This is a genomic window from bacterium (genome assembly GCA_018814885.1).
Taxonomy (GTDB): Bacteria; Krumholzibacteriota; Krumholzibacteriia; order LZORAL124-64-63; family LZORAL124-64-63; genus JAHIYU01.
Map to the genome: position 1 here is coordinate 1 of JAHIYU010000044.1, position 23,822 is coordinate 23,822.

The 23,822-nt window shown below is 66.4% G+C and carries 24 protein-coding genes; 7 read left to right on the forward strand and 17 right to left on the reverse strand.

Translation table 11 applies throughout. The annotated features are described in order from the left end of the window. A partial coding sequence (locus KJ554_02540) for a pyruvate ferredoxin oxidoreductase (protein ID MBU0741215.1) occupies positions 1 to 400 on the forward strand: 400 nt, incomplete at its 5' end. A gap of 81 nt (positions 401 to 481) precedes the next feature. Here KJ554_02540 and KJ554_02545 read toward each other — a convergent pair. The 15 genes from KJ554_02545 to KJ554_02615 all read right to left on the reverse strand — a co-directional run bounded on the left by KJ554_02545 (position 482) and on the right by KJ554_02615 (position 14,441). After that, complete coding sequence (locus tag KJ554_02545) at positions 482 to 1,129, reverse strand: hypothetical protein (GenBank protein ID MBU0741216.1); 648 nt, start codon at positions 1,127 to 1,129, stop codon at positions 482 to 484. A 102-nt stretch (positions 1,130 to 1,231) separates the two neighbouring features. Then, positions 1,232 to 2,032, reverse strand: a complete 801-nt coding sequence (locus KJ554_02550; GenBank protein MBU0741217.1) for an A24 family peptidase — start codon at positions 2,030 to 2,032, stop codon at positions 1,232 to 1,234. A 2-nt stretch (positions 2,033 to 2,034) separates the two neighbouring features. Beyond that, a complete protein-coding gene (locus KJ554_02555; protein MBU0741218.1) occupies positions 2,035 to 3,147 on the reverse strand; it encodes a PilT/PilU family type 4a pilus ATPase in 1,113 nt (370 codons plus the stop codon). 58 nt (positions 3,148 to 3,205) lie between these two features. After that, positions 3,206 to 4,582, reverse strand: coding sequence for a hypothetical protein (locus KJ554_02560; GenBank protein ID MBU0741219.1), 1,377 nt, complete (start codon positions 4,580 to 4,582; stop codon positions 3,206 to 3,208). A 19-nt stretch (positions 4,583 to 4,601) separates the two neighbouring features. Next, on the reverse strand, positions 4,602 to 5,099 hold the full coding sequence (locus KJ554_02565) for a hypothetical protein (protein ID MBU0741220.1): 498 nt from the start codon (positions 5,097 to 5,099) through the stop codon (positions 4,602 to 4,604). Continuing rightward, positions 5,096 to 5,626, reverse strand: coding sequence for a hypothetical protein (locus tag KJ554_02570; GenBank protein ID MBU0741221.1), 531 nt, complete (start codon positions 5,624 to 5,626; stop codon positions 5,096 to 5,098). Before KJ554_02570 ends, KJ554_02565 begins: the two co-directional genes overlap by 4 nt. Continuing rightward, entirely contained in the window at positions 5,623 to 6,180 is a 558-nt protein-coding gene (locus tag KJ554_02575) for a hypothetical protein (protein ID MBU0741222.1), read from the reverse strand. The genes KJ554_02570 and KJ554_02575 overlap by 4 nt, the downstream gene beginning before the upstream one ends. Next, complete coding sequence (gene pilM / locus KJ554_02580; protein ID MBU0741223.1) at positions 6,173 to 7,150, reverse strand: pilus assembly protein PilM; 978 nt, start codon at positions 7,148 to 7,150, stop codon at positions 6,173 to 6,175. The genes KJ554_02575 and pilM overlap by 8 nt, the downstream gene beginning before the upstream one ends. 21 nt (positions 7,151 to 7,171) lie before the next feature. Beyond that, positions 7,172 to 8,515, reverse strand: coding sequence for a hypothetical protein (locus tag KJ554_02585; protein MBU0741224.1), 1,344 nt, complete (start codon positions 8,513 to 8,515; stop codon positions 7,172 to 7,174). A 2-nt stretch (positions 8,516 to 8,517) separates the two neighbouring features. After that, positions 8,518 to 8,985 (reverse strand): prepilin-type N-terminal cleavage/methylation domain-containing protein, encoded by a 468-nt coding sequence (locus KJ554_02590; protein ID MBU0741225.1) that lies wholly within the window; start codon positions 8,983 to 8,985, stop codon positions 8,518 to 8,520. Further along, positions 8,982 to 9,428 carry a prepilin-type N-terminal cleavage/methylation domain-containing protein gene (locus tag KJ554_02595; GenBank protein ID MBU0741226.1) on the reverse strand — a complete coding sequence of 149 codons (447 nt, stop codon included), beginning with the start codon at positions 9,426 to 9,428 and terminating at the stop codon, positions 8,982 to 8,984. The genes KJ554_02590 and KJ554_02595 overlap by 4 nt, the downstream gene beginning before the upstream one ends. 76 nt (positions 9,429 to 9,504) lie before the next feature. After that, on the reverse strand, positions 9,505 to 9,939 hold the full coding sequence (locus KJ554_02600) for a prepilin-type N-terminal cleavage/methylation domain-containing protein (protein ID MBU0741227.1): 435 nt from the start codon (positions 9,937 to 9,939) through the stop codon (positions 9,505 to 9,507). Between the two features lie 97 nt (positions 9,940 to 10,036). Continuing rightward, positions 10,037 to 11,281 carry a type II secretion system F family protein gene (locus KJ554_02605; GenBank protein ID MBU0741228.1) on the reverse strand — a complete coding sequence of 415 codons (1,245 nt, stop codon included), beginning with the start codon at positions 11,279 to 11,281 and terminating at the stop codon, positions 10,037 to 10,039. A 27-nt stretch (positions 11,282 to 11,308) separates the two neighbouring features. After that, positions 11,309 to 13,033 (reverse strand): GspE/PulE family protein, encoded by a 1,725-nt coding sequence (locus KJ554_02610; protein MBU0741229.1) that lies wholly within the window; start codon positions 13,031 to 13,033, stop codon positions 11,309 to 11,311. Between the two features lie 568 nt (positions 13,034 to 13,601). After that, complete coding sequence (locus KJ554_02615) at positions 13,602 to 14,441, reverse strand: alpha/beta hydrolase (protein MBU0741230.1); 840 nt, start codon at positions 14,439 to 14,441, stop codon at positions 13,602 to 13,604. A gap of 129 nt (positions 14,442 to 14,570) precedes the next feature. Here KJ554_02615 and KJ554_02620 point away from each other — a divergent pair, with 129 nt between their 5' ends. The 4 genes from KJ554_02620 (at position 14,571) to KJ554_02635 (ending at position 17,625) form a co-directional block, all read left to right on the forward strand. Next, positions 14,571 to 14,891, forward strand: a complete 321-nt coding sequence (locus KJ554_02620) for a hypothetical protein (GenBank protein ID MBU0741231.1) — start codon at positions 14,571 to 14,573, stop codon at positions 14,889 to 14,891. A 20-nt stretch (positions 14,892 to 14,911) separates the two neighbouring features. Then, positions 14,912 to 15,490, forward strand: a complete 579-nt coding sequence (locus KJ554_02625; GenBank protein ID MBU0741232.1) for an ATP-binding protein — start codon at positions 14,912 to 14,914, stop codon at positions 15,488 to 15,490. A gap of 119 nt (positions 15,491 to 15,609) precedes the next feature. Next, positions 15,610 to 17,208 (forward strand): hypothetical protein, encoded by a 1,599-nt coding sequence (locus KJ554_02630; GenBank protein MBU0741233.1) that lies wholly within the window; start codon positions 15,610 to 15,612, stop codon positions 17,206 to 17,208. A gap of 63 nt (positions 17,209 to 17,271) precedes the next feature. Continuing rightward, positions 17,272 to 17,625, forward strand: coding sequence for a cupin domain-containing protein (locus KJ554_02635; GenBank protein ID MBU0741234.1), 354 nt, complete (start codon positions 17,272 to 17,274; stop codon positions 17,623 to 17,625). Between the two features lie 16 nt (positions 17,626 to 17,641). On the opposite strand, the gene KJ554_02640 is transcribed toward KJ554_02635, so the two are convergent. Beyond that, positions 17,642 to 20,302, reverse strand: coding sequence for an insulinase family protein (locus KJ554_02640; protein MBU0741235.1), 2,661 nt, complete (start codon positions 20,300 to 20,302; stop codon positions 17,642 to 17,644). A 189-nt stretch (positions 20,303 to 20,491) separates the two neighbouring features. On the opposite strand from KJ554_02640, the gene KJ554_02645 reads away from it, so the two are divergent. After that, positions 20,492 to 21,397 (forward strand): DUF3473 domain-containing protein, encoded by a 906-nt coding sequence (locus KJ554_02645; protein MBU0741236.1) that lies wholly within the window; start codon positions 20,492 to 20,494, stop codon positions 21,395 to 21,397. A gap of 12 nt (positions 21,398 to 21,409) precedes the next feature. Here the strand turns inward: KJ554_02645 and KJ554_02650 are convergent, their stop codons facing one another. Next, entirely contained in the window at positions 21,410 to 23,317 is a 1,908-nt protein-coding gene (locus KJ554_02650) for a hypothetical protein (protein MBU0741237.1), read from the reverse strand. A gap of 140 nt (positions 23,318 to 23,457) precedes the next feature. On the opposite strand from KJ554_02650, the gene KJ554_02655 reads away from it, so the two are divergent. After that, the coding region (locus KJ554_02655) for a glycogen-binding domain-containing protein (GenBank protein ID MBU0741238.1) at positions 23,458 to 23,822 on the forward strand (365 nt) is incomplete at its 3' end.

The following is a 23,822-nucleotide window of genomic DNA, read 5'->3' on the forward strand; positions in this document are numbered from 1 at the left end:
CAAGATCATGGTCGCTCACAACATCCCCTACGTGGCCCAGACCACGCCCTTCCACTGGAAGGACCTGCAGATGAAGGTCGAGAAGGCGCTAGCTGTCGACGGCCCCGCCTTCCTGAACGTCCTGATGCCCTGCACCGTGGGCTGGGGCTTCGACCCCGCCATGGGCATGGAACTCTGCAAGATGGCCGTGGAAAGCAACTTCTGGCCGCTGTTCGAGGTGGAGAACGGCGCGTACCAGATGACCAAGAAGCCCAAGGAAGACCGCACGCCCATCGTGGAGTGGCTGAAGCAGCAGGTGCGTTTCAAGCACCTGTTCAAGCCCGGCAACGAGGGCCTGCTCGAGGAGCTCCAGCGCTGGGTGGACGACGAGTTCGCCAAGCTGCAGAGGCTCTGCGGGTAGGACCGGGCGGTCGCGATCCCAACGACCGGAGAAAGGCCCTCGCGCCGGGCGCGGGGGCCTTCTCGTGTCCGGCAGCGGGGCTCACCGGTAGAGCGCCTTGATTTCGCCCCAGGAAAACTCCACCGGCGGCACGGTCCCATCCCACAGGCGGAAGCTGTCGAGACCCAGGGACAGCGCGCCGATCCCGGTGGCCTTGATGCCGGTGTGGTAGACATCGGACATGGTCGTGGAGAACGAGGGCGAGCTGGTCTCCTGCAACCAGCCCGCGTCCAGCGCCTGCTGGTCGATCCAGTGCGGATCGAAGGACACGTCGAACCACTGCCAGCCGCCGCTGCCGAGGTCGGCGGCGAGGGGCAGGTACCAGCCGTTGTGCGCCGAGTCCTGGTAGCGGATGTGGATGTAGACGGTGTCGAACGTGCCGGCCAGGAAACTCACCGCCACCTGCATCCTGACGTAGCCGTGGACGTTGAAGTCGCCCGTGTAGGCGGCGGCGTAGTTGATCGCGCCGGCGATTCCGTAGGTGAACGGTTGCTCGTAGGACTCCAGGTAGCCGCCGCCGTAGCCGTCGGTAGGCCAGACGGCCAGGGTCGCGGCGCCCGTAGCGGGGAACCAGCCGCCGACGTTGCCGTCGTCCCAGTCAGCCGAGACGTGGTCCGCCGTGGCCGCGAGGGGGACGGTGAGCGCGACGAGCGCGGCGAGTGCGATGAACAGGCGCATCCGTGTGGTCAAGATCTTCTCCCCCTGCTGATGTCGCGGTCCGACTGCGTGCGGTCATCTTGTCAGACCGCCGGGGACCGGCCAAGGGTTTTCAGGATCGCGGCGGGAGAGGGATCAGAGGGAAAGGTACCAGCGCCAGGCCGAATGGCCCCAGAGGGTGACCGCCATGGCGGAGGGGGCCAGGAACACGCCGTAGGGCAGGGCGGTGCGGGCGTCGGCGCGGCGGGCGATCACCAGGTACATGCCGATGACCGTTCCCAGGAAAGAACCTGCCAGGAACGTCATCATGACGCCCTGCCAGCCCAGCCAGGCCCCGAGCATGGCCGCCAGCTTCACGTCGCCGAAGCCCAGCCCCTCCGCGCCGCGCAGCCGCTGGTAGCCCCGGCGCAGGAGCCAGAGCGCGGCGAAGCCGCCCACCGCGCCCAGGAGTGCATCGGCGCGGGTCGTGCCCAGCAGGCGGCAGAAGACCAGGCCGAGGGCGATCCCCGGCAGGGTGAAGACGTCCAAGATGAGCTTGTGGTCCAGGTCGATGAAGAAGACGGCGACCAGGGCCAGCAGGACCGCGGCCGTGACGGCGGCCGCGGCGGGAGTGGGCGTCAGCAGGACCGCGGCCGTCGCGGACGCGCCGCCGAGCAGCTCCACCACCGGGTAGCGGGGACTGATGGGGGCGGCGCAGCCGCGGCAGTGGCCGCGCAGCAGCAGCCAGCCGAGCAGGGGCAGGTTGTCGCGCCGGCGGAGCGGGACGCCGCAGGCGGGGCAGCGCGAACCGGGCCGCACCAGGGACTCTCCCCGGGGCAGGCGCCAGATCACCACGTTGAGGAAGCTGCCCAGGCACAGGCCGAGCAGGGCGATGCCGGCGAGCAGCGCGCGCGCCGGCAGGTCGGTCGTCTCGGCGAGCAGGTCCAGGGCGTTCACGGCTATCCCGTCACCACCTGCCGCGCCTTCTCGGGATCCTGGAAGCGCGGCATCACGGTGGCAGCGTCGACCACGTTCTCGCGGTAGAGCTGCAGCAGCGAGTCGTCCAGCAGCGTCATGCCGTCGCTGCTGCTGCTGGAGATGACGTTGTTGATCATGTGGATCTTGCCCTCGCGGATCTGGTTGGCCACGGGATTGGTCACGAACATCACCTCGCGCGCCGCGACGCGTCCCTGCCCGTTGCGGTGCGGCAGCAGGACCTGCGAGATCACGCATTTCAGGGTGAGGGCGAGCCGGGTGCGGATCTCATCCTGGTCGTGCACCGGAAAGACGTCGATGATGCGGTTGATGGTCTTGGCGGACGACTGGGTGGCCAGGGTGCTGATCACGATGTTGCCCGTCTCGGCCGCCGTCAGGGCGATCTCGATGGTGGCCCGGTCGCGCATCTCGCCCACGAAGATGACGTGGGCCATCTGGCGCAGGGCCGCCCGCAGGCCGGTGCTGTAGTCGTGCACGTCGACGCCGACCTCCCGCTGGTCGATGACGCATTTCTTGCTCTTCATGCGGAACTCGATGGGATCCTCGATGGTCACGATGTGTTTGGCGCAGCCCTCGGTCGTGTTCATGTATTCCAGGAAGCTGGCCAGCGTGGTGGACTTGCCCGATCCCGTCGGTCCGGTCACCAGGATCAGCCCGTTGGGGATGTTGATCAGCCGCCTGATCAGCGCTTCGGGGATGCCGATCTCGGAGTGGTGCGGTATCTCCAGGGGGACGTGGCGCAGGACCGCCGAGACGGAGCCGCGCTGCTGGTAGACGTTGGCCCGGAATCGCGCGACCTCGAAGAGCTCGATCGACATGTCCCCGTCGAGATCGCGTTCGAACTTCAGGCGCTGGTCGTCGTTCAGCAGGGCGTAGGCCAGGTTCCGGCTCTCCTCGGGGGTGAGCCGGTGCGCCGGGTCGTGGCATTCGAGGCGGCCGTAGACGTGGTAAGTCACCGGCGATCCCGCTGAGATGATGATATCCGACGCGTTGCGGCTCACGGCCTCGTGCAGGATAGCATCTATTTTGAGCGTCTGCCGGGCGACCTTGGCAACCGGGGCCGTCATCGTCGTCATGTTCTCCGCCTCTCCGTCTTCGTCATGGTCGTTGCGCCAGTTCGGCAGCCACACGACCTCAGTGCCTCCGGGTGCGATCGCGGGTCTGGGTGGCCCCCGCATCAGCGGTCACCTGCGCTGCGGGAGGATCGTCCCGTTGCGTCAGCTCAGGGTTTTCCTCGGCGGCGGTCGGCAGGTCGTCGCCGCTGTCGCCGACGATCCGCGGCGTGATCTCGATGACCAGGTCCAGGCGGACCTTCTCGGTCCTGGTATGGCGGAAGAAATAGCCGAGCAGCGGGATGTCGCCCAGCAGGGGCAGCTTCTTGACGTCCTTGCGGGTCTCCTCCATGAGCAGGCCGCCCAGGTAGATGGTCTGTCCGTCGCGCACCCGCACGTTGGTGATCGCGCGGCGGGTGGACGTCTGGGGCAGATCCTCGTCGGGGCCCACGAAGCGCAGGATGCGCGAAACCTCGGGCTCGACCAGGGTCGTGATGAAGCCGTCGCCGCTCACCCGGGGCGTGATGTTCAGCCGCACGCCCACGTCGATCTTCTCGAGCTGGACCGACTGCATGACACCGGCGCCGCCGCCGCCGGACTGCAGCGAGGTGATGACCACGGGCACCGTCTCGCCGGCGAAGATCTCGGCCATCTCGCCGTTGAGCGTGACCACCTTGGAGTTGCTCAGCAGGCGGGCGTGTCCGTCGGAGATCAGCGCGTCGATGGCCACGTCGAAGGTGGCGTACTGGCGGTAGAATCCCTGGCCCTCGAGGATCCGCGTGTAGTCGATCTCCTCGGGCAGCGATCCGGGCGTGCCGGCGCCGTTGTAGCCTTCCACGACATTGGTCGACCACTTGGCGAGCTTCTCCCAGTCGATGCCTATCTCTTCCAGCGCGGTGGTGTTGACCTCGATCAGGCGCGCCTCGAGCAGGATCTGCTGCGGCTTGCGGTCCATGTGCCGTATCACGGCCTCGGCCTGTTCCACCGCGGCTTGCGGCGCGCGGAAGACGAGCCGGTTCGCGACGGGGTCGACGGCGATGTCCTCGCTGATGAACGTCAGCGCATCCGATACCGTCTGGGCGTCGGCGAAGGCCAGGTCGTAGACGCGCGTGATCAAGCCCGTCGGTGTCGCCAGGGTCTTGACATCGGCCACGAGGATGGTGCTGCCCACCCTCTCGTAGGCGAGACCGGCGGCCCTGACCACGATGTTCAGGGCCTCCTCGAAGGGCGTGTCCTCCATCTGGATGGAGATCACGCGCTCCTCGACTTCGGGACTCGTAACGATGTTGAGCCCGCTGCGGTCGGCGAGGATCTGCAGGATCTCGCTGACGGTGGTGCCGCTGGCGCGCAGGGAGACGAGCTCGGAGCCCTGTACGATCGAAGCCATCACCGTGACCGCCGCGGCGACCAGGACGATGACCGCAGCGCGGCTCCAGGTGGACCTACTGGTCTTTCTCATTTCAGGATCCCTCCTCCTATCAGTGCAGGACGATCTCCCTGTCGCCCTTTTTCACCTTGACCGAATTCGCGTCGATTTCGGCCACTTGCCAACCTCTGAACTGGTCGCCGGCGCGCAGCCAGTCGGACCGTTCGCTGCCGACGGAGATCTGGACCGTCGGATTCACGTTGTCGAAAATCAGGGCCGTCAAGAGGGGCTCGACGAGCCGGGCCGCCTGTCGCGGCGCCTTGACGGGGCTGCGGGGATCATGTTTGCTGACGGCGCCGAAGAAGGGGTCGCGCAGACTCGAGTCCAGCACAGCGGCAGCCACCAGGCTGTCGCGTGACGTCACGCCCTTCAGCTCCTCCTTGACGAGCTGAGGATGCTGCACTTCCTGCTCGACGAGCGGGACCTTGTCGGCCAGGACCGCTTTCACGGTCTGCATGCTGCGCATGCCCAGCAGCAAGACCACCAGGAGCATCGCGCAGATCCCGACGGTGTAGTACTTCCTGTCGTGCTGGGGGATTGCCACGGTCATCGCTCCTCTTTCACGTCGTAGATGGACAGGTTGAAGCGCCCCTCGAGGCTCGTGTCGTCGATCGCGGGCATGATCCTTAAGGCGTCGATCGTCGCCAGGCGGTCGCCGTTCTCCACTCTCTGGACGAAGTCCTGCAGCTGCTTGAAGTCGCCCTTGGCACGCAGCGTGTAGCTGGTCGCCTGCAGGGTGCCGATGTCTTCCTGTCCGCTCGTGGTCAGGCCCAGCCGGACGAGCTTCGCTTCGTCGAGGAGCCCGCTGAGGTAGGAGATGGCGTCGTGGCCGGTCGGGGCGGCGAGCTCCGCCAGCGAGCTCACGCCCACCAGGGCGGCGACCGTGCGGCTGTCCGATTCGATGACGCGCTGACGTTCGATCTCGATCTGCAGCCGGCTCTTCTCCGCCAGGAGGTTCCGTATCTCCAGCTGGTGCGGCTTGGTCAGCATGCCCTCGATCCCCAGTCCCAGCACCAGCAGGACCGCGGCCGCGGCGATGAACAGGTTCAGCTTGGTAAGGGTCAGCTTGCGCGTCATTCCGGAACCTCCTCGGGTGCGCAGAGCAGGTCGAATTCACCCTTGCCGTCGCTCCTGATGTTGCCGAACGTGATCTTCGGGAAATCCCCCTTCAGGCGGACGTCGCCGCGCAGCCGGTCGAGGAACCCGGAAACCGATGCCAGACTGGCCTGCTCATCCTTGTATTGCCCGCTGATGACCAGGCTCGCGCGTTCTTGCCGGGTGTAGGCCCGCCCCTCGAGTTCAGCCAGCATCAGCGATTCGCCGATGTTTTCCGCTAGGGAGGCGAACTTCGGGGACCAATCGATGCGCGACGACCGAACCTCGAGCAGATCGAGGGCGTAGCGCAGTTCCGGGCGGTCGAGGGATTCGCTGGCCAGGCGCTGCTCGAGCTGTTGCAGCTCGGTCTGCAGGGAGCCCGACTGTTCGCGCAGCAGCGAATCGCTCAAGAGGAGCGCTCCCACCATCAGGACCTCGAGTCCCAGCAGGCTGAAGAGGATCGCCGTGCTGGCGGTGCGGGCCCTGGCCGCCTTGCGGTTGTCCCGGTATTCGGGGTAGAGGTTGATCTTATACATGCTCGCCGTCTCCCCATCTGCAGAGCCCGCAGGCGGTGGCCAGCTCGGCACCGTGCGCGGCCAGTTCCGATGCTCCCCGCGCCTCTTTCGCCTCGTGAGCCAGGGGGTCCAGCATCGTGACCCGACAGCCCACGCTCTCGCTCAGGTGGTCGAGGCGCCCAGTGACGTAGGCGCCGCCGCCGATCACGTACAGGCTGTCGACCTCGCGCCGGAAGCGGCCGCGATAGTAGGTGAGTGTCTGCTGGACCTTGTCGGCGAGGCGGCGCGTGTAGAGACACTGCGCGGCCGCGTCGTCGCCCCGCGACGATCCCGGCCCCAGGTTGCGGCTGAGCAGGCCGCCGTCGCGGGCGACCATGTGCACGGCGGCGTGCCGGCCGCCCAGATCGATCAGGCCGACCACGTCGCCCCGTTCCTCCGCGGCGTCCAGGCGCGCGAAGAGCTCGTTGAGGCCGGCGAGCGGCTCGAGATCCACGATCCTGGGCTCGAGACCGAGCCGGGCGAGGACTTGCAGCGGGAAGTCGCGGGCCTCCCTGGGCACGGCGGCGAGCAGGACCCGCGATTGCATCACGCCGCCGGTCCCGACCTGGCCGACGATGCCCAGCAGCTGTCCCGCCAGCACGGGATCGGCTACGTCGTCGAGATTCAGGTACTTGCGCGTTTCGTAGGGCAACGCACTGGCCAGTTCCCCCTCGTCCAGGGGGGGGGTCGTCGTCTCCTGCACCATCGATTCCTGCCAGCCCACGGTCACGGCGAGGCGCCCCAGCTTGCGTTTGCTCAATCCCAGCCGGGACATGAGGGTCTTGAGGGCCGCGGCCGCCTCGTCGACCCGCGCAGCGGGTGACGCCGCGTGGTAGGGCTCGATCCCCACATGGGTGATCCGCTCCAGGCGCTGGCGGCCCTTGCCGCATACGAGCTTCACGCTCGTGCTGCCGATGTCGATCCCCGTCCTTGCTCCTTGGTTGCCGAACAAGCGAATCCTCCTTGCTTGCCATCAATTGCTGGATGGCTCGTTCCAGCTCAGGACCTTCAACGTGCCCGACACGCGCCCCGGCCATTGCTGCAGGATCGCGTCTGGTATCCGTTCCATGAAGCCGCTGTCGTAAGTGAAATTGAACCGCCCGAGGCTATAGAAATCTCCGAGCGTGATGAACGAGCCCGTCGCGCTGAATCCGTGGTGCCCGAACAGGTTGAACGAGGCGTTCCAACTCCCGGTCAGGTACGTCAGGGCGGGCCATGTGGCGTTGCCGAGCTCTGCGTTGCTGCCCGCGAAGAGGAACTCGGCGACGATGCCTAGGCCGTTGTAAGGCAGTAGGCGCGTGTTGTAGAAGAGCGTCAGACCGCCGTTCCAGTAGCCGGGGTCGGTCTGCTGGGCCGTGGTCACGCCTTCGAATCTCGTGTTGATGATCGTCGAGTTGATCACCGAGCTGTTGTTGCCCTGGATGTAGATGGTCGAGGTGCCATCGTCCCCCGGGGGGTCGATCAGGGGCACTTCGCCGAAGTTGATCACCACCGACACGTCGCCGGCGGTACGGCTGAAGATGCCGGTCGTCTGGTCGAAGTAGTATGCGACGGTGGTATGATTGTGGAAATTATAGACGAACCTCGACGTGATCGGGTTGTAGGACGTCACTCCCGTGAGACTGTCGCCGAGAGCGGTGGTGATGTCGGTACCGTGACGGTCGAAGATGCGCGCTTGGGGCACGCCGCCGATCATGGTGCCCCGGACGAAATAGTACGTGTCGTCGGGAAATTGTGCTGGCGCCGTGAAGATGGGGGGGGGCGTGATGACGAATCCATCGGTCAGCGTGCCGCACTGGAAGTGGCGGTTCATGAAGCCGAACCACGCGAAGCCGTTCACGTGGGCCCGGCCGTTGACGCAGATACGTCCGATGCAGATGGCATCTCCGCCGATGAGCATCGAGAGGCCCAGTCCGCTGGGCGGGATCTCGGCGATCATCTCGATCCTGCGCTGGGCCTGGCTCACCTGGCCCGATGCGCTCATGCGCACGACGTCCGTGGTGTAGCCGCTGATCGTAGTGTCGGCGATGGCCAGGCTGTAGGTGCCGTTGCCGAACGAGACGTCGGTCCAGCCGTCGCGCCAGCCGCGGTCCTGCATCAGGCGCGCGCGGGCGCGCTCGATGGCGCTATCGGCCAGGAAGAAGGCTTCTTCCGAGCTGTGCTGGTGGTGCGAGAGCTTGGCCTCCGAGGACGTGGTCGAGACGACCGCGGCGCTGGTGATCAGGATCACGAAGGCGAAGACGGTGACCACCAGCAGCACGTAGCCGCCCTGGTCGCTGCGTCGTTTCACGACATGCTTGTTGGCGTGCGCATCCATCGTCAATACTCCAGCGTTCGGTTTCTGAGGGAAACCGTGTCCAGCTTGCTGAGCGTCACGCTGTCCGCGGTCGTGAACTCCAGGTCAAGGGTCACGCTCGTCGTGTCGCTGTTGGCCGCCACGGTGAAGCGCGTGCAGTCCAGGTCGGCCATGTCCGTGCCGTTCTGCTGCAGCCGGGGCCCGCCGGCGCCCGTCGTCAGCTGGAAGGTCGCTGTCAGGGCCCCGTTCAGGTCCCGCAGACGGAACGCGTTCGCGCCCGTCACCTCGATCCGGTTGGCGCCCCGGATGGCGCGCGCAATCTGGGACATGACCACCGTGGTGTGCTGTTGCAGCGAAGCCCGTTCCTGGCTGCGCTTCATGGCCTTCTGGTTCACGATGACGATGTTGCCCAGCGCGAACAGGACGATCCCCGACGCCATGATGGCGACCATCAGCTCTATCAGGGTGACGCCGCGTTCGCGTCTCCTCAATAACTGGTTCCCGTCCACGGCAGGCTCCTCGAAATGATGGTCGAACAGGTTAGCGATCGGGCTACCGCGCCCTGCTCCAGGTTCTCGTTCCAGGTGACCGTCACGGTGATCGTGGAGGATTGCAGTTCCGGCGTGCCCGTCGCCACGGCGTGCGACACCACGTAGTCCAGTCCGCCCAGGACGTAGGTCGTGTCCGCGGCCGCGATGTTGACGAGGTCGTCGTAGCGGTTATAGCGCCGGACGCGCTCGAGACGGGACCTGGCCACGCCCGAGGCCTGGCGCCAGTGATCCTCGCCGACGAGCTGTCTGTGGCCCCGCGCATGGAACTGGGCCAGCCCGAAGAAGACGAGCAGGAGCATGAAGGACGCCACCATCACTTCGATCAGGGTGAAGCCGCCGGCATGGCGCCTGGGCCGCGCGATCCGGGATTTACGCATCTTCATGTCATGCACTCCCGGGGCGGAACGGAGATCCGGGGGCCGGCCGCACGGCCGGTCCCCCAGGATAGTCGTCCGCCCGTTAGATACCGGTCACCACGGGCGGGTTGCCGTTGCTGTTGATGTTCGGCACTGCAATGGTCACGGTCACGCCGGCCATCTTGCGGCCGGCGCGGCCCGTCGCCCGGACGGTCAGCGTGCTGGTGTTGGCGTTGCCGCCGCCACCACCGGCGATGGCGTAGGTGAACAGGTCGGTCTGCGTGAGATCGACGATGCCAACGGCTCCGGACGGCCAGATCGGGTTGCCGGCCGTGTTGGGATTCTCGATGGCCCAGGCCTTGGCGGCCGTGATGACCTCGCCGATCTTGCCGGTCGCCTCGGACACGCGCGCGTTCTTGACGTACTTGCTGTACATCGGCACGGCGACGGCGGCCAGCACGCCGACGATCACCACGACGACCATCAGCTCGACCATTGTGAAGCCCCTCTGATTGGGCTGTTTGCGGAAGCGGTTCATCCTTGTTCCTCCTTCTGCATCATGCAGTTTACTCCCCGGATGAGAACTCACCGGTGGGCGCCCGTCCGGGAATACCGCGACCCACCTGTCCCGAAACCTACATGCCTGTCGCGCCCTTCATCATGGCGTCGCCCATGCCGAAGATGGGCAGGAACATGGCCACGACGATGAAACCGATCATCCCGCCCACGAGCACGATCATGATCGGCTCGATGAGCGAGGCGATGCCCTGGATCGTCGCTTCGACCTGCCGGTCGTAGAAGTCGGATGACTTGACGAGCATGGTGTCCAGCTCGCCGGCCTCCTCGCCGGTGGCCATCAGCTGCAGGGTCATCTCCGGGAACACGCCGGTGGCCCGGAACGACTCGGTCACGCCGTGGCCGGCGGTCACCGACTCCTTCACATCGTCGAGAGCCCGGGACACGTACGCGTTGCCGGCGGCGCCCTTGACGAGATCCAGGCTCTCGAGCAGCGGCAGGCCGCTGCCGATGAGGATGCCCATGGTCCGCGCGAAGCGGCTCATGACCGTCTTCTCGAGTACGGGGCCGAAGATCGGCAGCTTGAGCTTGAGCCGATCCAGCAGGTAGCGTCCGCCATCGGTGCGCGACACCATGACGAACCCCACGATCAGCGCCAGCACCACGCCCAGCGATGCCAGCAGGTTCTTGCCGATGGTGTTCGAGATGGTCATGACGAGCTGGGTGAGGCCGGGCAGATCCTGGCCCAGCTCCGCGTATATCTCCGAGAAGGTCGGTACGATCTTGAGCAGCAGGAACAGGGTGCCCAGCGTCGCGAAGCCGAGCACGAAGAGCGGATACGACAGGGCGGATTTCACCTTGCCCTGGATGTCGTCGATCTTCTCGAGGTAGACGGCCAGCTGCTCCACGATCTTGTCCAGAGTGCCCGCGCGCTCGCCGGCCCTGATCATGCTCATGTACATGCTGTTGAAGGCGTTGGGATGCTCGGCCATGGCCTCCGACAGGCTCTCGCCGCGGGCGAGGCGGTTGCTCATGTCCTCCACGGCGCACTTGAGCATCTTGTTGGAGCCGTCGCCGGCCAGGCCCTTGAGTCCCTTCACCAGCGGGATGCCCGAATCGATCACCGTCGCGAGCTGGCGGCTGAACAGCGCGACCTCGCGCGTGGGCACCTTGCCGAAGGAGATCTCGGAGAACCTCTTCAGCCACGACTTGGTGCTCGCCGCGCCCCGGTCCTCGGTCACGTGCAGCACCGCGAGCCCGTCGCCGTGGAGCTGGCCGACGATCTCGTCGATGTTGCCGCCGCTGAGGATCCCCGTCACCTCGACGCCGGCGCGATCCTTTGCCACGTATGTGAACGATGCCATGCTGTCCCTCCGACACCCTGCAGGTGTCTAGTCCTCGCTGACACAGACTCTGAGCACTTCTTCTATCGATGTCTGACCCGCCCGGGCCTTGTCCAGGCCGACAGTCTGCAGGGTCTTCATGCCTTCCTCGATCGCGAGTTCGCGGATCACGCCGGCCGGCTGGGCATTGGCGATCAGCTGACGCAGGCCCTGCGACATGATCAGCTTCTCGATCACGGCCAGACGCCCCTGGTACCCTCGTCCCTTGCAGGCGACGCATCCCGCACCCCGCCTGTAGACCGGAGGGGCACCTCCGCTCCTATCGGCATCCAGGCCCAGGGCCATGAGAACTTCTTTCGTCGGTTCGTATTCCTCGAGGCAGTGGGGGCAGTTGCGCCGCACCAGGCGCTGCGCGGCCACCAGGGTCATGGCGCTGGCGGCCATGAACGGTTCGGCGCCCATGGACACCAGCCTGGCGGCTGTGCTGGGTGCGTCGTTGGCGTGGATGGTGCTGAAGACCATGTGCCCGGTCAGGGCGGCGCGGATGGCGATCTCGGCGGTCTCGGTGTCGCGGATCTCGCCCACCATGATCACGTCCGGATCCTGGCGCAGGAACGAACGCAGAGCGTTGGCGAAGGTGACGTTCTTCCGGTTGTTGACCTGCACCTGGTTCATGCGGTCTATCTGGTACTCGACGGGATCCTCGATGGTCGTGATGTTGAGTTCCTCGCCGCGCAGTTCCATGAGGCTCGAATAGAGGGTCGTGGTCTTGCCGGAGCCCGTGGGCCCGGAGAGCAGGATCATCCCGTAGGGCTTGCGGATGCAGCGCAGGAAATCGTTGATATCGTCCTCGGCGAGCCCCAGGGCCTTCAGCGAGAAATTGAAACCGGTCTTGTCCAGCAGACGCATCACGATCTTCTCGCCGTGGATGGTCGGGATGGCGGATACGCGGATGTCCACCTCGCGGCCCGAATTCCTGTGGGTCATGCGGCCGTCCTGGGTGGCGCGACGCTCTGCGATGTCCATGTTCGAGAGGATCTTGATGCGGCTGACCATGCCGGAGAAGACGGCGCGGGGAGGCGTCAAGGCGTCGTAGAGCAGGCCGTCCACGCGGTAGCGGATGACCAGGCCCTTGGCCTGCGGCTCGATGTGGATGTCGGTGGCCCGTTCCTTCAGCGCGTTGTTGATGACCTGGTCGACGAGCTTGATGATGCCGGCGTCCTGGCTGCCGGCCTCCCCGTCGATGTCGTCCAGGATGTCGAACGCATGGTCGTCGCTGACCTCGTCGACGACCTCGTCGATGAGCTGACTGACGTGCCTGTCGCCCTCGATCCAGCCGTAATGGGTCTCGCGCGCCTTGTCCAGCACCTCGCTGGCGGCGAGCAGGATCTGCAGCTCCATCTGCTCGCGCAGGGCGATGCGCTGGAGCTGGTCCGTGGCCACCACGTCCAGGGGGTCGGCCATGGCCACGGTGAACAGGGCCTGGTCGATGCTGATCGGCAGCAGATCGTGGAGCCTGGCGTAATCGAGCGGGACCAGGTTCAGGGCGGGCGTCTGGACCTCGTCGCGGTTCGGGTCGAAGAGACGCACACCGAGCTGGTTGCCCAGCGCGCCCAGGAGATCGAGATCCGTGATCAAGTCCCTACGCAGCAGGATTCCGCCCAGACGCTCGCGCGTTTTCGTCTGCTCCTGCAAGGCGTCTTCGAGCTGGACCTGGTCTATCAGGCCCTTGCTGATCAGGTATTCTCCGAGTCCCGGAGCTTTTGTCACCATCCGTGATCTCCAGTTTATCGGTTGCCGTTGAAGCAGTTAGGTGTATCGTCGGCCCTCTGCGGACCTCGATCCGGGCCTCAGGCTGCAATGCGTGTGCCAATAATGCGGAAAAAGGGAACGTGATTTCCCATGAGTTGTCATGATGTCCGGTCCTCAGATGATCTCTGGAGCGGATTCAAACAAACCCTGTCCGGTTAAAACACTTTGTCGCAATATGTTGATTCCAGAGACCGGGACTCCGGGCTCGGCCGGCCCATCGGGCCGCCGCTGCGACGGGCATGCGCAGCCGGAACCGAAAAACAGACTAAATAACACTTATATCATGGCACGTGAAACTCAGAAGAGCGTCCGAAGCGTGTGCGGACAGACCGAGCTGCACGTTCGGTGCTGCACCCCGTCGCATTATGCTTGTATGGCTTCCATATGATTGGCCAGTCAATTGAGGTGTCATGCGGCTGATTTGATATAGAGTCAACTCCAGCCGGGAGCGCCAGAGTATGGGGCGATGGGAAAGACGCTGCTCATGTCCGTGGCGGTCCCGGCCATGCCAGGTGGAGTTTCTGGTGATTCAGTCCTCGAGGGAGCGCAGGATCTCCGCCAGCTTGCCGTTGAACTCGGCCGGGGATTCAAGAAAAAGGAAATGGCCCACTCCGACCATCGTCACGACCGCGAAGTCCCCGTACAGCGCCCGGTTGCCCTCCAGGTTCACGGGCCACAGGTCGGCGTTGAGGCAGCGGATGGGCACGTCGATCGCCGCCAGGGCGGGCTTGAGGTCGTGGGACAGGTAGTGCCTCATGGTCGGCAGGGCGATTTCGGGTGGCGCCGCGGACATGTCGCCGGCGACCCTCTCGACCAGCTCCTGATCGGCACCTGTCGGGAACATGCTGCGCACGAAGGCGTCCGTTCTGGCGGGGAAGTCCTCGCTCATGCCGCCGACGAATCCGGCGATCTGCTCTGCGGAATACTCCCGTGTCATGTCGTGCAGGGTGTCTATGCCGATCAGACCGCGCACCTTGCCGGGTAGAAGCCGTGCCGCCTCCACGATCACCGGTCCCGACATGGAATGCCCCGCCAGCACGGCTCCCTCGAGTTCGAGCACGCTGACCACCGCCGCCACGTCCGCGGCGTAGGCGGCCACCGTCCAGTCCTTCCGCGCCCGGCCGGACTCGCCGTGGCCCCCGAGATCGATCGTCACGACACGATGGGTCTGCGCGAACTCGTCCACCTGGGCGTGCCAGTAGCTGCGGTCACAGCTCCAGCCGTGGACCAGGACCAGGGTCGGTTCGCCGTGTCCGTGAACGTCGAATCTGATCGGCACGCCGTCCGCGGATTCGATTTCGCCGCCGAAGGACGCCGCGGCGGACCAGCAGCACACCAAGCTCGACAGCAACCGGAGGATCCAACGCATGACCGGGCTCCTTGTTGGGGGTGAGAGGATCATATACCACCGGGCGGAGAGGTCAACCGGAGCGAGCTTGGCGGTCCGGGTACGATGGTGTAGGATGTGCGGGCCTGACATCCACCGAGGAGGCTGTACATGGACTGGCACGAACTGCAGAAGCACAAGGTCGCCGATCTCCGGGAGCTGATGAAGGAGCATCTGCCCGAGGTGACGGGCATCACGCAGATGAAGAAGAATGAGCTGGTGGAGCTGCTCGCGGAGAAGCTCGGCATCGAAAGACCGCACAAGGTCGTCACCGGCCTGGACAAGACGTCGATCAAGGCGCGGCTCAGGGATCTCAAGGCCAAGCGCCAGGCGGCGCTCGAAGCGGGGGACAAGACCGATCTGCACCGGCGTCGGCGGCAGATACACATCCTGAAGCGCAAGCTGCGCAAAGCCGCCAGTCTCACACACTGATCCGGGAACCCGGGACGGCAATGAAGATAGCTTTCATCGGCACCCACGGGGTCGGCAAGACGACCCTCTGCTTCGAGCTCGCCGCTTGTCTCAAGCGTCTGGACATCGGTGTGGACGTGGTCAAGGAGGTGGCCCGCAAGTGTCCGCTCCCGATCAACCGCGAGACCACCTGCGATGCCCAGGAATGGATACTGCACACCCAGGTCGCGCAGGAGATCGCCACCTCTCACGCCTACGAGACGATCGTCTGCGACCGCGCGGTTCTGGACAACTATGCGTACATGGTCTATGCGGTGGGGCGCCGACCCGCGCTGGAGGCCTTCATCGCCGCCTGGATGCGAACCTATACCCTGCTGGTGCACGTGCCGGTGATCACGGCACCCTCGTTCGACGGGACCCGCGACACGTCTGTGGCGTTCCAGCGCCGGATCGACGAGATCCTGCTCGAAATGATGGACGAGATGGGCATCCCGCGGCTCGAACTCGACCCCGGCCATCGCGATAGCTGGATTCCCGCAGTGCTGAAGGCGGCGGGACTGCCGGACCACACGCCCCAGCTGGACCTCTTCAACGGGCTGGGCAACCAGCATCCCCTGTGAATCCTGTCAAATCCCAGGTCAAGAAATCGTACGCGCGGCCGATCATCCGGGCGTAGCAACGAGTACACCCAGGCACCGGTCGCCACGGGCGGCACCGATGTCCGTCGCATGGTGGTGGCATGAACCGATCCCTGGTCGATGAACGTTCCCGCTCCCGCGAAAAGGCCCGCGCCTCCGGCGACGCGTCACGCGAGCGCGAGCTCGAGATGCGCATCCTCCAGCTGGAGGAGGACAAGGCGCGGCTGGAGCGTGAGCGCCTGGAATACGAACTGCTGGGCGAAGAGCTCGTGGGACAGCTCGACGAGCGGGACGTCGCCGAGCTGCACCGCTACCTGCACGACCGCCAGCAACACGCCGAATTGCTGCGTGACGGGCGCATCGTGCCCGTCGGCGAGGTGCCGCCCGAGGCCATCCTCGATCTGGTCGAGCTGACCTACTGGCGCCACGCTCTCGCCGAATCCACCGGACTGCTGACTTTCCTCTTCATCAACGACGACGGCGAGCCCCGGCCGGCGGGCAATTCCCCGCGCCAGCTGACCGCACTGGCCTCCTGCCGGAAGGGCTGCTGGCCGGCCGTGGAGCGGGCCGTCGCCGGTTCTGCCGCCCGTGCCGACGGACCCTTCGGCGCCAGGTGCGGAGGGTGCGGCCGGCCGCTGTGGATCGTCCCGGTCTCCCTGCGTAACGAGCGCGACAAGGCAGTGGTGGCGTTCCTCGTCGGTCACGGGCTGCCCACGCCGTCGAAGCCATACCGCCGCATGGTCGAACTGGTGGCCAACCTGGCCGGCCGCCGGGCGTCCGAGGAATACGCGCGACAGGTCAATACCATCCTGCAGATGCAGGTGACCGCGATGGTGGTCAAGTACACGAGCCAGAAGACCGCGACGGCGCGGGAATCCCGGGAAGCCCTCGTACGCCAGTCCCGCATCTCCGACGACCTGAGCCACGCCAAGGCGGAACTGGAAGCCGTCCTGGAGGAGGCCCGCGACGCCCGCCGCGCGGCCGAGCGGGCCAACGAGACCAAGGGCCTGATCATGGCCGCGATGTCCCACGAGGTCCGCACGCCCCTGACCTGCGTGATCGGTTTCGCCGACCTGCTCGCCAGGCCGTCGCTCACGGTGGCGGAAGCGCACAAGTTCGCCGAGTCGATCAAGGAGAGCGGTCAGGTGCTGCTTTCCCTGATCAACAACATCCTGGACCTCTCGAAGATCGAAGCCGGGCATCTTGAGCTGGAACGGATCCCGTATTCCATACGTCAGCTCCTGGAAGAGGTGGTCGGCATCTTCACGCCATCCTGCCGCGAAAAGGGCATCGGTATCCGCGTGCAGGTCGGCGGCGACGTCGAAGAAGAGCAGTTGGGCGACCCCATGCGGTTGCGGCAGGTGCTGATGAACCTGGTCGGCAACGCCATCAAGTTCACACGGGAGGGCGGCATCGATCTCCTCTGCGCCCACAGCACCGGCGATCCTGCCATGCTCGCGGTCGAGGTCCGCGACACCGGTTCGGGGATTCCGCGCGATCGTCTCGAAACCATCTTCAAGGCGTATCGCCAGGCTGAAGCGGACGTCGCGCGCAAGCACGGCGGCACCGGGCTCGGTCTGGCGATCTCCAGCCGCATCGTCCAGGCCATGGGCGGCGAGATGAGCGTCACCAGCCGGGAGGGCGAGGGATCGCGTTTCACGTTCACCTTTGCCGGCCGGCTGCAGACCCTCTTGCAATAATCCACGGTTTGGGTAGTATGTATTTCAGACGTCCACATACACACCGCGATCTCGGAGGTGCCTATGGAGAGACTGCAGACCGGACAGACGATCTGGCCGCAAGAGATTCTCCGATTGCCCCAAGTTGAGTTCCACATCGCCGGCGTGACCGGCCACTCCCTGACGGATTCCGACAAGCAAGTGACCTTCTTCCGCTTCGACGAGGGGACCACCGTTCCCGATCACAGCCACGCCGCCCAGTGGGGTTACCTGGTGAAGGGCGAGATGACCCTGGAGATTGCCGGGCGCACGGAACTCTACGAGGCGGGGGACACCTACCACGTTCCCGGCGGCACGAAACACCGCACGTCATTCAGCAAGGAATCCTACGTGATCGACATGGGGGACGACCCCCGTCGCTACAAGCTGCAGAAGTGACAGTGATGGGGCCGGTTCAGAGGGCCGGCCCCAGCACCACGGTCAAGACCTCGTCGCGACCCAGATAGCGGGCCGCGGTTTCGCGGATGTGCGAAGGCGTCAAGGTGCGGATCTCCCTCAGGTAATGCGCCAGGTTGTTGGGCGGCCGCCCGTACAGCACGTCCGCCGCGCAGCGGCTCGCGCGGGCGCTGTTGGATTGACGCGCGATGAGCAGGTTGCCCACCAGCTGTGAGCGCGCCCTCGCGAACTCGTCCGACGGTACCGGCTCGTCCGCCATGCGTCCGATTTCGGCGGTCAGCGCGGCTGCCGCCTCGTTCTCCGTGGCCGGATCGGTGAGCACGTACCCCACCAGCATCCCCGGGGCGAATCCCCGCGAAGACTGCAGGCCCACGGCATAGCAGAGCGATCGCCTGTTGCGCAGGCTTTCGAACAGGCGTCCGCTCTGTCCGTTGAGCAGCTGTTGCAGCAGGGCGAGGCTTGCCCGGTCGTCGTTCGGGGTGGCGGGTCCGGGCCAGGCGCTGAGCACGACGCTCTGTCGCACGTCCCGGGTAAGCCGGCGGCGGGTTTCCCCCGAGGGGCCGGGCACGATCGACAGGTCGGGAAGCGCTGGCGCCGGCGAAGGGGCGAGATCCGCGAGCGAGTCCTCGAGCAGACCTGCGATCCGGTCCGCATCGACGGCACCGGAAACCACGACGTGCAGGTTGCGCGACACCCAGGTGCGACGATGGAAGTCGCGCAGATCGTCGCCGGTCAGTGCGGCCAGCGACTCCTCCTCGCCGAGCACGGGCGAGCCGTAGGGGTGCTCCGGGTAGATGGCGGCCCTCAACTCCCGCGCCGCGGCCTGGAAGGGATCGTCGTCCATAGCCTTCAGGTCGGCCAGGGCGAAGCTGCGTTCGCGCTCCAGTTCCTCGCCGGGGAAATCGGGACTGCAGGCGAGCCCGCCGAGCATCCCGATCAGCTCGTCCAAATGGCGTGTCAGTCCGGTCAGGTAGATCCCGTTGTGATCGCGGGCCGTGAACGGCGACAAGGATGCCCCGAGGCTCTCAATGCGGCTGTGCAGCGCCGCCGCGCCCACGCCGCCTGCGCCTTTCACCTGCACGTGCTGACAGAGATGAGCGAGGCCCTCTTGGCCGGAGGCCTGTAGACAAACGCCGCCTGCGGCATGCAGTCCCACGGTCACGATGGGCAGGGTGTGATCCTCGCGCAGGTACAGGCGCAGCCCGCCGTCGAGGACGGTCTCCTCGAAGGGGCGGTCGTGCAGCACGGCGGCACTGGCCGATCCCGGGGCCGGGATCGGCGGCGCCGCCGTCGCGCGGGGCGCGGCGGACCGGTCGTCGTCGAGATGCGGCGCCATCAGGGCGTCGACGGCGGCCGCTTCGGCGGGGAGTCCGTTTCCGGCGCCGTCACGCGGCGCGTAGAGCAGGACGCTGCAGCCATCGCGGCTGAAGAGGCGCCTGCAGATCCGGCAGACGTCGGCCCCGGTGACGGTTGCGACCTGCTCGGGAAATGTGAAGGCGCTGGCGAGATCGCCCATGGCGTCGTGCCAGCCGAGCAGCGACGACGTGCCCTGGACGGTCTCCCGGCTGAAGCGATGGGATCGTTCGGTGCGGATCTTCGCGCGCGCCAGCTCCTCTGCGCTGGGCGGCTCGTCCTTGAGCGTCTGCAGGACTTCCGCCACCGCGGCCAGGGCGGCCGGTGCCCGGGCGGCGTCGGTCTCGAAGTCGATCGTCAGGACCCCTTCGCGCGTACCCGCCTCGGCGAGCAGGGTGATGCCGCTGACGAGTTCCTGGTCCTCCTGGATACGCCGGTACAGACGGGAACAGCGCCCGTCCGCGAGGATCTGGTGCACGACGGCCAGGGTCGCGCGGTCGGGGTCGTTCTCGGACAGGCCGGGGAAGACCATCTTCCCGTAGACCATCCGGATGTCTCCCAATTCGAGGCGGTAGCGCAGGGCTTCGTGGACCGGCTCGACGGGCGGCGAGGGGAGCTCGTACGGACGCGGCGCGGCGTCGTTGCCGAAATCCCCGATCGCCAGTGCCAGCGCGTCTTCGGTCCCCACGTCGCCGGCGATCACCACGGTCATGTTGTCGGGGCGGTAGGCCGCCCGGTAGAAGTCGATGATCTGCTCGCGGGAGGTCGCGGTAAGGGCTTCGTCGCGACCGCCGATGGGGTGCCGGTACGGGCTGTGGTCGAAGGCGAGCTCCATGGCCCAGCGCCACGACACCCCGAACCCCGAGGGCTGGTCGTCGTACATGTGATTCTCGTGCACCAGCACCGGGCGTTCGGCGTCGAGGGCGGCGGCGGTGAAGGTGGATTCGAGCAGCGCGTCCGACAGGATGTCCACGGCGCCCGCGATGTTCTCGCTGGGCAGGGTGATGTGGTAGTTGGTCGTCTCGTAGCCGGTGCCCGCGTTGGTGCTGCCGCCCAGGTTCGCGACCTCGAGGGCGAAGTCACGCTCGCCGCGCCGGGCTGTGCCCTTGAACAGCATGTGCTCTATGCCGTGGGCCCAGCCCCTGACGTGCTCCGGTTCGCGATTGGAGCCCACCCGCACCCAGACGTTGCAGATCGCCACCGGCGAACGGTGATCCTCTTGCACGATCACGCGCAGGCCGTTGGCGAGGCGCGCGAGGGTCGCGGTGCCCACGGTTTCGCGGGCGATGATGATGTCGTTGCTCATGCGATGTTCCGTTCCCGCCGTCGCCGATGGCTGGTGAAGTCCTTGCGTCGCACGCCAGGATAGGCGCGGCGGGTCCGCTTGGCGACCCATCTTTCTCCGGACAGCCCGGCTGTCCGGTTGACGCTGCGGACGTGTTGTGACAGTTTAGCGCTGCCGTCCAGCGAGCACCTCCGACGCCGGGAGCGTAGGATGACCTTCCCGCCCGACATCCTGACCTTCGACGTGGAAGAGTGGTTCCACGGCCATAATTATCTGCGTCAGGTGCCGCCGGAAACCTGGGACGACCAGGTCTGCCGCGTAGAGCAGAACACCGATCGGTGCCTGGAGCTGCTGGCCCGTCGCGGCGTCAAGGGCACCTTCTTCGTGCTCGGCTGGACGGCGGAGAGATACCCGTCCCTGGTGCGCAGGATCGGCGACGCCGGCCACGAGATCGCCTGCCACAGTTACGCCCATCCCGAGCTGTTCAACCTCGACGAGACCGCTTTCCGCGCCGACCTGGAGCGGGCCCTCGCCGCCCTCTCCGCCGCCGGAGTCTCGACCGTCGCGGGCTACCGGGCCCCGAGCTTCTCGCTCACGCCGCCGGTGCATCGGTACCTGCACATCCTGCGGGACCACGGCTTTGCCTACGATTGTTCCCTGTTTCCCGTGCACCATCCCCGCTACGGCCAGGCGGATGCGCCCCGCGAGCCCTTCCTGCTGGACGGCGCCGCCGCGCAGGCATCGGGTCCGGACCGCGAACCCCTGCTCGTGCTGCCCATGACGACGGCGCGCGTGCTGGGTGTGAACGTGGGCTTCGCCGGGGGTGGGTACCTGCGCATCCTGCCGCGTGGGGCCTATCGCGCGCTGCGCCGGCTCGCGCGGCGACAGGGCCAGGCCGTCGTGACCTACCTGCATCCGTGGGAGCTGGACGAATGGCGCCCCCGGGACGTGGGGCAGCCGCGATTCCAGCGCTGGTGCAGCCAGGGCGGACAGCACACGGTGCTGGTCAAGCTCGAGGGGATACTGCGCGAGGGGAGATTCAGCACCATGGGGGAGTATGCGCAGGCGCTCAGAACAGACGGCGCACTGCCGTCGCGCGGCCTGCCGCTCTGTTGAAACGGGCGCCGGTCAGTCCGCCACGCCCGTGGTGCCGTCGAAACGCTTCCAGATGATCCCGCTCGAGGCCGCCTGATCCACGGACAACGTGCCGCCGGACACCTCCATGAACTCCCAGGCGCCCTGCTGCGGATGGTAGCGGTGCCAGATGCCGTCGGCCGGGAAGGCGACCTGCCACTGGTGGGCCTCGTCGTCGAAATTGAGGGCCACCACGATCTCCGCGTCGGCGGAGTTTCCCCCGCTGCCGCGCCAGTAGCACAGGGTGTTCTCCAGATGGTCGAGCCAGTCGGCGCGCCAGTGGAACCAGATGTTCTCTGTCTGCAGGGCCGCCTCCGACAGGCGCAGCCGGATCAGGTTGCGGTAGATGCTGCGCAGGTCGTCGTCTCCGGCGCCCCAGTCGATCTTGTAGATGGTCGGATCGGCCGGCCGGTACTCGCCGCTGCCGATCTCCTGGCCGTTGTAGAGCATGGGGATGCCCACGCAGGTCAGCAGGGCATGGGCGCCCAGTCCGGCCTTCTGCAGGCCGCCGACGGCCTGGGCGCCGGCCGCGCCGTAGCTGTCCACGGACCACACGATGCGGTTCTCGTCGTGGGACTCCAGAAACTTCACGTCGCTGAAGCCGTCGCCGTTGACGCCGTTGTACTGGCCGTTGCCGCCGACGACGTTGGCCACCGCCCACATGGGACGGCAGACGTAGTCCCAGCAGCCGAAATCCGGCGTCGTGGAACCGCGCCAGGCGAAACCGCTCTGGGTCAGGTTGGTGGTCATCACCTGGTTGAAGTTGTTGCCGCCCCCCGCCCAGCCGTCGGTATGGTTGCCGCCCCACTGAGCGTCGTAGCCGTGGGTGACGGCGTTGCCCTCGTCGGGATAGCGGTAGTCCTCGGCGATGAGCAGCAGGCCCGGGTGGCGCGCCCTCAGCTCGTCGCGGATGTATTCCCAGGTGCTCCAGGGCTCGCCGGCGATGTAGTCGAAACGGAAACCGTCGATCTTGTAGGTCTCGACCCAGTGCAGCAGGGCGTCGATGATGTGCCCGCGCAGGGCCGGGTCGCTCCAGTTCAATTCCACCATCCCCCAGGGATTGGGCTCCGTGGTGGTGAAGTTGTACGCTCCGGCGAACTCGTCCAGCTGCCGCAACGCGCTGCCGCCGGAGGCGTGGTTGACGACCATGTCGAGGATCACCGCGATGCCGTGCTCGTGGCAGCGGTCCACCAGCAGGCCGAAGATGTTCGGCCAGCCGTAGCTCAGGTTGGGTGCGAAGTACAGGGACGGATCGTAACCCCAGCCGTTGTACGAGGGGGCGGTGACGGGCATCAGCTCGATGGCGTTGACGCCGAGATCCGCCAGGTCGGGCCCGGAGGTCAGGCCGGTGATCACGCCGGCGAAGGTGCCGGCGGTGGAGAAGTCGTTGGGCGCTATCTCGTAGATCACCAGTCGCGACCGGTCGATGGGCGCGGGGAGATCGCGGATCGAGCCCACGTCCCGTCCGTACACCGCGTTGGCCTGGGCCGGGTCGCCCGAGACGACCTCGACCGCGGCGGGATCGGTCAGCCAGGTCGCCTGGCCGCCGCTCCAGAGCACGAACTTGTACTGCTGGAGCCCGGCGGGCATGTCGGCCACCAGGCGCCAGGTGTAGCCGTCGCCCTGGGCCGTGAATTCCCAGGCCGGATCGTTGTCGTCCCAGCCGTTGAAATTGCCCGCCATGTACGCCGCATCGGCGCCGTAGGCCCGCAGCTCGAAGGTGTCGACGGCGGTGGGCGTGACCGGCAGGTCACCCGACCCGTTCCCGGGCGGCAGGACGTCCTTGGCGCCGGGAACGACGGGATCCGGCGTGTCGCCGCAGCCGGCGGCCAGCCAGGCGATGGCGAACAACAGGCACGGCAGAGACGCGGCTCTGGCCGACAGAGGCTTGTCGTGCGGCATGATGTCCTTTCCGGGTGGTTGTACGTCCCTCATTATACCACAAAGACGCCGCGCTGGCTTCCCGCCCACTTGACGGGCCGTTTTCCCGTGGTACTCTCTTGAGTCGATCTGTCCGAAGTCATCACCATCTGGAGGCCGAGATGCGACGCATCACCTTTTTTACCCTCGCTGTCGTCTTATTGCTGGCGGTGGCCGCGCCCGCGGCCGAGGTCACCTTCGTCCACCGTGCACCCGGCGCCAAGGAAGTCTTCCTGGCCGGCAGCTTCAACGGGTGGAGCGCCTTCGACGTGCCCATGCGGGACACCGGAGGAGGCGTCTGGTCGATCGTCAAGAATCTGGCTCCGGGCGAATACCAGTACAAGTTCGTCGTCGACGGCGCCTGGACGCAGGACAAGGCCAATCCCGCCGGCGCTCCCGACGGCTACGGCGGCAACAACTCCGTGGTCAAGGTGCCCGAAGGCGTGGCGGAGCTGGTGGCGGGCGGCGGCGAGAAACCGGCGGGTGC